The sequence below is a fragment of the Streptosporangiales bacterium genome (assembly GCA_009379955.1).
Lineage (GTDB): Bacteria > Actinomycetota > Actinomycetes > Streptosporangiales > WHST01 > WHST01.
The window spans coordinates 24,212-35,071 of record WHST01000070.1 but is presented as its reverse complement, the minus strand read 5'-3'; the positions used below and the strand labels follow the sequence as shown (position 1 = coordinate 35,071).

Genomic DNA, 10,860 nt, shown 5'->3' with positions numbered 1-10,860 from the left:
ACCACGTCCCCGTCTGGAACAACGTCTGAGCTGGTGACCGGCCGCGGATCAGCCCCGAGGCCCGGCCGGTTCACCGTGCCGGCGTGGCGGCCGCCACGTCCCGGCCCCGGCAGGACCAGGAATGGACCCCTCGGACCCGCCGGGGCCGGAGCCCTTGCTCCTCCCAGACCGTCCCCGGACATGCGAGCGGGACCTGCTCACCCCCGATGGAGCAGGTCCCGCTTCATCCCCGATGGTCCGGCGGCGGCAGCTACCCCAGCCGTCCGCGGTGAGGCGCCCCATGCGTCACCGCGGCACGCCGCCGCCGGCGTCCTTGTCATCTCGTGGCGATCACTCCTCCGCCATGGCGACCACGACCGAGCTGCGCGCCGCCTTGCGCGCGGGGACGACCGACGCGACGAGGCCGGCGAGCGCGGCGAGGCCGACGAACAGGCCGAGCTGGGCGTACGGGGCGACGAGGTCGGCGGACGACCCGACGAGCGAGCGGATCGCGACGTAGCCGAAGGCGACGCCGAGTCCGACGCCCAGCAGTCCCGCCACGGCCGCCATCAGCACGGCCTCGCCGGAGAACATCGCGCGGAGTTGGCGCCTGGTCAGGCCGAGCGCCCGCAACACCCCCGACTCGCGAGTGCGCTCCAGCACGCTCAGCGCGAGCGTGTTGGCGATGCCGAACAGCGCGATGAGGACGGCGATGCCGAGCAGGCCGGCGAAGAGCAGCAGGGTCGCCTGCACGCCCTTCTCGATCGCCGCCTTGTACTGCAGCGGTCCCTCGACCGTGAGCTCGGGACGGTCGGCGACGGCCCGGTCGACCGCGGTCTGGACGTCCTCGGCCGACTCGCCCGACTTCGCCTTGAGGAAGACGCTGCCGACCACCGCGTCCGGCGCCGCCTCGAGGAGGTCGTCGGAGGTGGCGATCGCGGTGTCGCCTGAGACGGTGCCGGCGATCTCGGCCGTCAGCTCCGACTTGTCGGCGAGCCCGATCGTCACCTCGTCGCCGACGTCGAGCTTCTCGACGGCGGCGACGAACTTCGGGATCACCACCCTGCCGGGCGCTGCCTTCTCGTACTGCTTGAGCGGACCGAGCTCCCGCTCGGCCTCGGCCTTGTCGACGCCCTGCACCGTGAACCCGCGGCCGTCGCCCACCGTGCCGCGAGCCGTGTAGACGGGCACGACGCCGGACAGGCGCTTCTCCTTCTCGAGGTCATCGACCACCGGCCCCGGCACCGCCGCGGTGCGGGACGTGATCGACAGGTCGAACGGGAACTCCTCGTCGAGGCTCGCCGTCGCCGTCTTCTGCACCGACGCGGACACGACCGCCATGATGCTGATCAGCGTGACCCCGACGAGCAGGGCCGCACTGGTCGCGGCCGCACGTCCCGGGTTGCGCACCGCGTTGGCCCGGGCGAGCCTGCCCGGCGTGCGGAACGGCCGCGCGAGGACGAAGCCGAGAACGCTGATGAGCCGGGGGACGATCACGGGCGTGAGGAACAGGATCCCGAGGAACGCCACCGCTCCCCCGGCGAGAGCGAGGAGGAAGTTCTGCTCGCTGCCGTCGCCGCGCACGCCGGGCACCATCGCCGCGATCCCCGCAACGAGGGCGAGGAACGCGAGCACAGTACGCACGCGGTGCGACTTGCGCACCCGGCCGATGTCGGGCTGGTTGCGCAGCGCCGCGATCGGCGCGATCCGGGTGGCCCCGATCGCCGGGAAGGCCGCCGCGACGACCGTGACCACCGTGCCGAGGACGAACGGGATCACCAGGCCGACGAGGGTCGGTGAGACCGGGCCCGGCCCCATCGGCGCACCCACCGCGCGCAGCACGACCTGCGCCACCGCGGCGAGACCGATGCCCGCCAGCAGGCCGAGCGTCGACCCGACGATGCCGAGGACGATCGACTCGAGCAGGACCGACCGGTACACCTGACCGCGCGTCGCCCCGACGCAACGCAGCAGCGCCATCTCGCGCGTGCGCTGCGCGATGAGGATCGTGAACGTGTTGGCGATGACGATCGCGGCGACGAACATCGCGATCGCGGCGAAGGCCAGCAGTGCGATGTTGAGCTGGGTCAGCTCGCTGGAGATGTCCTTCAGCTGCTGCCGGGTGAACTCCGCGCCCGTGGACGCCTGCCAGCCCGAGGGCAGCAGCGCCGCGACGTCGGACTCGACCGCGGCGACGTCGGCGCCGTCGGCGGTACGCATGTCGATCCGCGACGGCGCGTCGGCCCCGTCGATCAGCTTGGCCTGCGAAGCGGTGACACCGACGTACGGGATGCCCGCGTACTGCGGTGAGTCCTCGACGTCGATCGTGCCGGTCAGCGTGTAGCTGTGCACCTCGTCCTCGACGTCGATCACCCGGACCGGGTCGCCGACCGCATAGCCCGCGCGCTTCGCCGTCGCCGTGTCGAGGGTCAGCTCGTCGGCCGCGTCGGGCAGGCGTCCCTTCGCGACCTGCTGCCAGCGGAGCGCCTTGTCCGCCGCGATGCTGTCGACCGTGGCCATGCCCTGGTTGCCGAGCGGCCTGCCCTTGGAGTTCAGCAGCGTGCCGTAACCCTGGTAGCGCTCCTCGACGCTCGCCACACCGTCGACGTCACGCATGCGGTCGACGGTCGCGGCCGGGACCGCCTTGCCGGCCTCGTCCTCGTCCTCGTCGGGCGTGGCCACGAGGTCGAGCAACCGCGCGTCGGCGGCGAACGACATCTCGTAGCCGGCCTTGATCGTGTCGGTCAGCACGAAGCTGCCGGCCGCGAAACCGACGCCGAAAATGATGGCGAGGGACGAGAAGATCAGCCGCGCGCCATGGGCGCGCAGGCCGGCCAGCGTCGTCTTGAGCACCTCGTCAGCCCCCCAGCTGCCGGAGCGCGTCGATGACGCTGTCGGTGGTGGGCGCGTCGATGCCGCCGGCGACCCGGCCGTCGGCGAGTAGCAGCACGCGGTCGGCGTACGCCGCGGCGTTGGGGTCGTGGGTGACCATGACGATCGTCTGCCCCATCTCGCGGACGGAGCGGCGCAGGAACCCGAGCACCTCGGCACCCGACCTCGAGTCGAGGTTGCCGGTCGGCTCGTCGGCGAAGACGACCTGCGGCCGGCTCAGCAACGCACGCGCGCAGGCGACGCGCTGCTGCTGACCGCCGGACAGCTGAGCCGGCTTGTGGCCGAGCCGGTCGCGGATGCCGAGGACGTCGACGACCTGGTCGTACCACTGCTGGTCGGGCTTGCGACCGGCGAGGTCGAGCGGGAGCACGATGTTCTGCTTCGCGGTGAGCATCGGGAGGAGGTTGAACGACTGGAAGACGAAACCCACGCGGTCGCGCCGCAGCAGGGTGAGCGCCTTGTCGTTCAGCCGGGTGATGTCGATGTCGCCGACGTGGATCGTGCCGGAGGTCGCGGCGTCGAGGCCCGCGAGGCAGTGCATGAGCGTGGACTTGCCCGAGCCGGACGGACCCATGATCGCCGTGAACGAGCCCGCGGCGACCTCGACGTCGACGCCGTCGAGTGCGTGTACCGCCGTCTCCCCTGACCCGTAGACCTTCGCCAGCTGCGCGGCGCGGATGACCGGAGTCGTCCCCGGAGGCAGTGGCCGCGGTGCGACCGGCGCGGGCCCGATCTGCGGTGCCGCCGCGTGCCGGCCGGCGTCGTGCCTGGCGGCCGCGCGGCGTGCCACGTCGAACGGGTCGGGCGACGCGTCCGTGGTGGGCCGCTGCTGCGACGACCCTGGGGTCGTGACCGACACGGAGTTCCTCCCCGGTTGATGATCTTGACTGGTTCGACCCTAGGGAAGGGCAGGGGGCGCCCGCATCGGGCCATCGGTCGGTTCCCGCGTCAACCTTCGGAGGGGTACCTCGACCTTCGACTACACCTCAGGTCGTAGATGCGCGCGTCAGGCGCTGGGACGGACCAGGCCGGTCTCGTACGCGAGGACGACCGCCTGCACCCGGTCGCGGAGGCCGAGCTTGGCGAGGATGCGGCCGACGTGGGTCTTGACGGTCGCCTCGGAGACGTACAGGCGGACGCCGATCTCGGCGTTGGAGAGGCCCTGCGCGATCTCGACGAGGACCTCGCGCTCGCGCTCGGTCAGCGAGTCGAGGCCGGCGGCCGGCGCGGCCTCGTCGTCGGGGAGGTGGGAGACGAACCGGTCGAGCAGCCGGCGGGTGGTGCTCGGCGCGACGACGGCGTCGCCGGAGTGCACCGCGCGGATCGCCGACAGCAGGTCGGCCGGCGGCGCGTCCTTGAGGAAGAACCCGGACGCGCCCGCCCGCAGGCCGGCGTACGCATGCTCGTCGAGGTCGAAGGTGGTGAGGATCAGCACCCGCGGCAGGTCGTTGCCGGACTCGTGGATCCGGCGCGTGGCCTCGACGCCGTCCATGCGCGGCATGCGGATGTCCATCAGCACGACGTCGACGGACGTGCTCCGCAGGACCTCGAGCGCACCGGCCCCGTCGGCGGCCTCGCCGACCACGTCGATGTCCGGCTGCGCGTCGATGACCATGCGGAAGCCCGCACGCACGAGCTCCTGGTCGTCGACGAGCAGCACCCGGATCGCCTCACCCGCACCGCTCACTGGTGCACCATCCTTGTGTCCGGTCCTGTTGATGACAGGATTCGGGCGCACCTGAGGTCCCCACCGGGCCATCGCCCTGCTCGCTCGACTCTTGAGGTCCGGGATGAGTTCTGCGAGGCCCGGTGGCCCAGGACGCGCCGACTGGCTACAGGGCTGTGCGCCACAGAGCGCCGATCAGTGAGCGACCGGCAGCCGCGTCCCGGGACCACCAGGTGTCTTCCCACTGGTGCAACAGCGAGGAGACAACATTGAGTGTCGCCGATGCCCCCGTCCTGCCGCGACCTACCGCCGGGGTGGACTGGGCCAAAGACGATCACGCCATCGCGATCGTCGACCCCGATGGCGAACCGATCGACCGGTTCCCCGTCGCCCATGACACCGCCGGGTTGCGCACGATGGTCCGCAAGCTGCTGGCCGCCGAGGTCAGCGAGGTCGGGATCGAGCGTCCCGACGGGCCGGTCGTCGACGCGCTGCGCCAGGCCGGGCTGGTCGTCTACGTCATCCCGCCCGGTCAGCTGAAGAACCTGCGGTCTCGCTACGGGTCGGCCGGCAACAAGGACGACCGGTTCGACGCCTACGTCCTGGCCGACGTGGTGCGCACCGACCGCCGCCGGCTCCGCCCGCTGCTGGTCGACACCGAGGCCACCACCGCGCTGCGCCAGACCGTCCGTGCCCGCCGCGACCTCGTCGCCCACCGGGTCGCAGTCGCTAACCAGCTGCGCGCACACCTGCAGATTTGCTTCCCCGGCACGGTCGGCCTGTTCGCCGACATCGACTCCGCGATCAGCCTGCGGTTCCTCGACCGCTTCGACACCCAAGACCGCGCCGACTGGCTCTCGCCCAAGCGATGGACGGCCTGGCTGTCGGCCGCCGGCTACTGCGGCCGCACCAGCCCCGACACCTTCCACACCCGCCTGACCAACGCCCCACGCGGCGCCACCGGCTCCGCCAGCGAGTCCGCCGCCACCGTCACCGCCGCGTTCACCGCCGTGCTGCGCACCATCACGACCCAAATCGAGGCCCTGGCCACCCGGATCGCCGAGCAACTCGACCTGCACCCCGACGCACCGATCTTCACCAGCCTGCCCCGCTCCGGCACCGTGCGCGCCGCCCGACTGCTCGCCGAAATCGGCGACGCCCGCGGCCGCTTCCCCACCGCCGACTCGATGGCCTGCCTCGCTGGAGTCGCCCCCTCCACCCGCCAATCCGGCAAGACCACCGCGGTCAGCTTCCGCTGGGGCGCCGACAAACAACTCCGCGACGCCCTCTGCGACTTCGCCGGCGACACCCGCCACGCCAACCCCTGGGCCGCCGACCTCTACCAACGCGCCCGCACCCGAGGACACGACCACCCCCACGCCGTCCGCATCCTCGCCCGCGCCTGGGTCGACAACATCTGGGCCTGCTGGACCACCACCACCCCCTACCACCCCGACCACCACCGCGCCCTCCAACGCATCCTCAACCAACACCAACCAGCAGCGGCTTGACACAGGGCAACTCATCCGCCCACCCCCTTCAACGGGATCTCCGCGTACACCTCGTAACCACCTCCGGGCAGCGGTCCCGCCCGCAACGTACCGTCGTAGACGCCGACCCGCTCACGCATCCCCCGCAGACCGTGTCCCCTGCCGTCGGTGGAGTCGGCCGCCGCTCCCCGGCCGTCGTCTGTGACGGTGAGGCGCAGGGCGTCGTCCGCCCGGTCGACCCGCACTCGCGCGCACACGCGGGGGCCGGCGTGCTTCAGCACGTTGGTCAGCGCCTCCTGCACCACGCGGTACGCAGCGAGGCCGTGGCCGGCACCTACCGGACCCTTCCCTGGCGTCACGGTCAGGTCGACCGCGACGCCGGCGACCCGTACCCGGTCGACCAGGTCGGGCAGGTCGCCGAGCCCCGGCTGCGGTGCGCGTTCGTCGTCGGCCGGCCGTTCCGACCTGAGCACGCCGAGCAGCCTGCGCATCTCGGCGAGCGCCTGCCGCCCGGTGCTCGCGACGGTGCTCATCGCCTGGCGCGAGCGCCCCGGGTCGGTGTCGAAGAGATACGCGGCCCCCTCCGCCTGGACGACCATGACGCTCACGTTGTGCGCCACGACGTCGTGCATCTCGCGCGCGATCCGTGCGCGCTCGTCGGCGACGGCGAGCTGCGCCTCCTGCTCACGCTCGCGCTCCAGCCGGTCCGCCCGCGCCTCCAGCTCCGCGTAGTACGCCCGCCTGCTGCGCGCGCTGTCGCCGAGCAGGCCGGACACGAGGATGCACAAGGACAGCCCGACGAAGGTCACGACCCGGTCGTCGGCGCCGCCGGTCCAGCGCAGCGCCGCGAGCAGGGCGCCGAGCTCCATGACGAGGAAGGCGAGGGCCGTGTGCAGCCGGCGACTCTGCGCCGCGACCGTGTACAGCGCGAGGAGGAGCGAGACGTTGGCGAACGTCATGAAGTGGTTCGCCGACCACTGGACGAACGCCACTGACGACAGCGCCGCGAAGACGCCAAGCGGCCACCTCCGCCGCCAGATCAGCGGCACGCACTGGAGCAGGATGAACACCGTCGCGAGGAGGCGACCGCCCATCGCCTCGCCCGCCGGGAAGATCCCGGCGGCGATGTACGGGAGGTTGGGTAGCGCGATGAACCCCGCCACCACGCCGTCGACGATGCGCGGGTGCCGACGGAGCCATGCCCACAGGGAGGCCAGCACGCTCAAACCCTAGGCGCTCGCCCGCGCCTCCGGCGTCGGCAGCACGGACGACGCGCCGTACGCCCTCAGGGGGAGGCGTCCGCGCGGGCTCGGCCGGCGAACCTGAACCGCGCCAGCGTGCGCGCGCCCCACAGGACCGTGACGGTGACCGCGAGGACCACGGTGACGGGTCCACCCGCGCCCGTGGGGACCGACGGCACGAACGAGCCGCAGACGTTGGCCAGTGCGTGCACCACGATGATCGCGGCGACGCTTCGCCCCGTGCCGTGGTAGATCCAGACCCACACGACCCGCCCGCCGATCGCGGCGAGCGCTCCCAGCGCGACAAGCACCGGCGGCTGCCCGCTCTGCACGATCGACGGGAGGTGCCAGGCCCACCACACCGTGCCAAGGACCAGCGCGGCACCGAGTGCACCCAACCGCTCCTGCAGCGGGTCGGTGGCGTAGCCCGTCCAGCCCAACTCCTCACCCGCGGCGGCGACGAGGAAGACGAGCGGCAGTACCAGCATCGCCGCGAGCGGGAGGCGCGGCTGGCCGGCCACCTGCACCCCGAACAGGCGCATGAGCCCGTACGACGCGAGCAGCGTGCCCGGCGCCAGGAGGAACACGGGCAGGTACCAGGTCTTCCGCCCGATCCTGCCGAGATCGACCGCCCGCCTCAGCAGCCGACCGATACCGGGTGCCCCCTCACGCCTGGCGGTGAGGATCGCGGCGGCGGCGAACGGTACGAACGCGAGCGCCGCGTCGAGCACCGGCATGTTCTTGGGCATGCCCGCCGCGTGCACGAGGGGGTTGAGGACGTACAGCGGGACCGACAGCACGACGACGAGGCCGAAGAACGCCCACGGCGACCGCCGCGGCCGCTCGATCGCCTCGTCAGCCATACGCGGAGCCTAAGGGCGTACGGTGCCGCGGCACGCCGGATCGCGGCGCCTCGGCGTCCCTCGTTCGACCCTCCCCTCTCGACCCGTGAGGGGCACCCTCACCGCGCCATCACACGGTGAGGGTGCCACTCACGGGTTCGACGGGCGGGCGGCTAGCGTGACCGGTGTGACGCGATGGCGGACCTGGCGCGCGGCGACCGCCGACGCGCTGTACGGGCCCGCCGGGTTCTACCGGGGACCGACCGGTCCCGCCGGCCAGTTCCGTACCTCGGTGCACGCGTCCGACCTGTTCGCCGCGGCTCTCGCCCGGCTGGCCGAGACCCGCGGGCTCCGCACGCTGGTCGACGTCGGGGCGGGACGCGGCGAGCTGGCGGCGGCGTGTGCGCGCGTCGCGTCCGACCTGGAGGTCGTCTCGGTCGAGATCGCCCACCCGTCGTTCGCCACCGAGATACCCGACGGCGTCGAGGCGCTCGTCGTCGCGAACGAGTGGCTCGACGACGTGCCGCTCGACGTCGCCGAGCTGACGCCGGCCGGGCCCCGCCTCGTCGAGGTCGACGACACCGGCAGGGAGCGCCTCGGTGAGCCGCCGGACGCTGAGGACGCGGCGTGGCTCGACGCCTGGTGGCCGCTGGCCGGCGTCGGCGATCGCGCCGAGATCGGGCGGACGCGAGACGACGCGTGGGCAGCGGCCGTCGGCCGGGTCCGGCGCGGCCTCGCGGTCGCGATCGACTACGGCCACGACCTGGCGTCGCGCCCGCCGCGAGGGACCCTCACCGGCTACCGCGACGGCCGGCAGGTGCCGCCGGTGCCCGACGGCACCTGCGACGTCACCGCGCATGTCGCCATCGACTCCTGCGCGGCAGCCGGCCGCCGAGCCGGCGCGGGAGCGACCGTGCTCACCACCCAGCGCGCGGCTTTGACCGCCCTCGGCGTCGACGGACGACCACCGCCGCATGCCACGGCGAGCTCCGACCCGGCCGGCTACCTCCGCGCCCTCGGCCGGGCGAGCGAGGCCGCGGAGCTGACCGATCGTCAGGGTCTCGGGGCGTTCCGCTGGCTTGTCCAGGACGTCGGCACGGACATACCCACCGCGCTGGGTTGACCCGTCAGCCGTCGAGGTCGGCGAGAGCCTCGCGCCTGGCGCGGGACCGCCGTACGGCGATCACGAGTGCGGCGACGAACGACGTCAGGAAGCCGGCGGCCACCACGATCACGAGCACGACGAACGCGGCGAGGATACGCAGCGGCGTGCCCTCGCCGTGTTCGAGCGGCCTGATGACGAGCCAGAACACCAGGCTGCCGACGCCCAGCGAGCCGAGCAGGATGCCGGCGGGCAGCGCGTACCAGCGCCGTCGTGGACGCACGCCGCCCATCAGTACCCGTACGGCGGCTGCTGACCATATGGCGGCTGCCCACCCTGCTGCGGATACTGGCCCTGCTGGGGGTACTGACCCTGCTGCGGGTACTGGCCCTGCGGATACTGGCCGTGCTGCGGGTACTGGCCGCCACCCTGCTGGTCGTACCAGGAGCCGTGCGACGCCGCGGCGAGCATGCCGGCCCGGTGTGATCGCCTGCGCAGGAACGTGACCAGTGCGACGACGGCCGCGGCGACGACACCGACGACCGGGACGACCCACTTCAGGACGAGGCCCGAGAGGAGACCGGGCTGCTTCGCGGGCTCACCGCCGATCCCGGCCCGGAGACCCTTCATCGTGCTGAGGCACTGGATCGAGTAGTCGCCGGTGGCGTCGACGGTGACCTGCGCGACGGCGTACCAGGTCGTGCCCTCGTACGTCGTCGTGTCCAGGCTCGTGAGTGGCTTGACGTGGACGTCGGCCGGCCCGTCGACCTTGCACAGCGGAGGGACCAGTCCCTTGGGCTTGGTGGCGTAGAGCCACTTCACCTCCTTCGCGACCATCCGCTTGGTGTCGGATCCGAGGTTGATCTCCTCGACCTTGGGCGCCGTGAGCTGGCTGACGACTAGCAGCACGACGGGTACGGCGATCGCGACCACGGCGACGATCGCGGCGATGAGGTACCAGACACGCGTGGGCCTGACGGCACGCGAGTCGATGCCTGCGGGGGCCGCGTTCACGGCTTCGGGGTTCGTTGCCGCAGGATCCTGTTGCGGTGCCCGTTACGACCGACAAGCGTCACGAGCGCGATGGTACCGCCGACGACGAAGCCGATGCCGGGCAGCACGAGGAACGCTCCGGCCGCGCCGAACCCCTGGGCGAGCATGCCACCGATCCTGTTGCCGATGCCGTACCTGACGTCGCCGGACGCGGGGCAGGTGACGGTGTAGTCGCCGGCCGCCGAGACGTGGATGCCCGCGATGCCGCTCCAGACCTCATCCTCGAGCTCGAGGGTGCTGCTGCCGTGGAGGTCGGTGAGGCGGACGTCGCCGGGACCGTCGAACTCGCAGTCGGGCGGCTCGTCGAACGGCTCGACATCGCCGCCGGCGGCGTAGAGGATCTTCTCGTCGCCGGCCGGGAGCGAGACGGTGGACGGGGCGCCGTTGGTGAGCCCCTGGAAGTCCCTGGTATTCGCGACGAATCCCTTGACCAGGACGACGCCGACGGTGATGCCGACCACGAGGGTGACGGTGAAGATGCTGAGGCCGACCCAGTACATGCGGCGGCGCGGACGCAGCTCCGCCGGGTCGACGAGTGGCCGCGGGCGCGCGGGCGGCTGCCCCGGACCCTGTGTCATGGCACCCAATGGTGGCA

General features: G+C 72.3%; 9 protein-coding genes and 1 pseudogene. 2 read left to right on the top strand and 8 right to left on the bottom strand.

Features of this window, described 5'->3' with window-relative positions:
• Positions 1 to 330: 330 nt before the first annotated feature.
• The 3 genes from GEV10_19940 to GEV10_19930 form a co-directional block, all read right to left on the bottom strand.
• Complete coding sequence (locus GEV10_19940) at positions 331 to 2,832, bottom strand: FtsX-like permease family protein (protein ID MQA80719.1); 2,502 nt, start codon at positions 2,830 to 2,832, stop codon at positions 331 to 333.
• A gap of 4 nt (positions 2,833 to 2,836) precedes the next feature.
• Positions 2,837 to 3,550 carry an ATP-binding cassette domain-containing protein gene (locus tag GEV10_19935; GenBank protein ID MQA80718.1) on the bottom strand — a complete coding sequence of 238 codons (714 nt, stop codon included), beginning with the start codon at positions 3,548 to 3,550 and terminating at the stop codon, positions 2,837 to 2,839.
• A 327-nt stretch (positions 3,551 to 3,877) separates the two neighbouring features.
• A complete protein-coding gene (locus tag GEV10_19930; protein ID MQA80717.1) occupies positions 3,878 to 4,630 on the bottom strand; it encodes a response regulator in 753 nt (250 codons plus the stop codon).
• Positions 4,631 to 4,806: 176 nt separating this feature from the next.
• On the opposite strand from GEV10_19930, the gene GEV10_19925 reads away from it, so the two are divergent.
• On the top strand, positions 4,807 to 6,048 hold the full coding sequence (locus tag GEV10_19925) for an IS110 family transposase (GenBank protein ID MQA80716.1): 1,242 nt from the start codon (positions 4,807 to 4,809) through the stop codon (positions 6,046 to 6,048).
• Between the two features lie 11 nt (positions 6,049 to 6,059).
• Here GEV10_19925 and GEV10_19920 read toward each other — a convergent pair whose 3' ends face one another.
• Both GEV10_19920 and GEV10_19915 read right to left on the bottom strand, forming a co-directional pair.
• The gene (locus tag GEV10_19920; GenBank protein MQA80715.1) at positions 6,060 to 7,244 is read right to left on the bottom strand and encodes a sensor histidine kinase; all 1,185 of its coding nucleotides are present in this window, start codon (positions 7,242 to 7,244) and stop codon (positions 6,060 to 6,062) included.
• 68 nt (positions 7,245 to 7,312) lie between these two features.
• Positions 7,313 to 8,131, bottom strand: coding sequence for a CPBP family intramembrane metalloprotease (locus tag GEV10_19915; GenBank protein MQA80714.1), 819 nt, complete (start codon positions 8,129 to 8,131; stop codon positions 7,313 to 7,315).
• Between the two features lie 166 nt (positions 8,132 to 8,297).
• Here GEV10_19915 and GEV10_19910 point away from each other — a divergent pair, with 166 nt between their 5' ends.
• Positions 8,298 to 9,233, top strand: a complete 936-nt coding sequence (locus GEV10_19910) for a hypothetical protein (GenBank protein MQA80713.1) — start codon at positions 8,298 to 8,300, stop codon at positions 9,231 to 9,233.
• 4 nt (positions 9,234 to 9,237) lie between these two features.
• On the opposite strand, the gene GEV10_19905 is transcribed toward GEV10_19910, so the two are convergent.
• From GEV10_19905 to GEV10_19895, 3 genes and pseudogenes are all read right to left on the bottom strand, one after another.
• A complete protein-coding gene (locus GEV10_19905; protein ID MQA80712.1) occupies positions 9,238 to 9,495 on the bottom strand; it encodes a hypothetical protein in 258 nt (85 codons plus the stop codon).
• An 8-nt stretch (positions 9,496 to 9,503) separates the two neighbouring features.
• Positions 9,504 to 9,638 (bottom strand): annotated as a pseudogene (locus GEV10_19900) (RDD family protein).
• 584 nt (positions 9,639 to 10,222) lie between these two features.
• The gene (locus tag GEV10_19895) at positions 10,223 to 10,843 is read right to left on the bottom strand and encodes a hypothetical protein (protein ID MQA80711.1); all 621 of its coding nucleotides are present in this window, start codon (positions 10,841 to 10,843) and stop codon (positions 10,223 to 10,225) included.
• Positions 10,844 to 10,860 lie beyond the last annotated feature (17 nt).

Coding starts and splice junctions, on each gene's coding strand:
- GEV10_19930 (MQA80717.1), bottom strand. CDS start 4,630: ATGGCCCGGTGGGGACCTCAGGTGCGCCCGAATCCTGTCATCAACAGG.
- GEV10_19915 (MQA80714.1), bottom strand. CDS start 8,131: ATGGCTGACGAGGCGATCGAGCGGCCGCGGCGGTCGCCGTGGGCGTTC.
- GEV10_19895 (MQA80711.1), bottom strand. CDS start 10,843: ATGACACAGGGTCCGGGGCAGCCGCCCGCGCGCCCGCGGCCACTCGTC.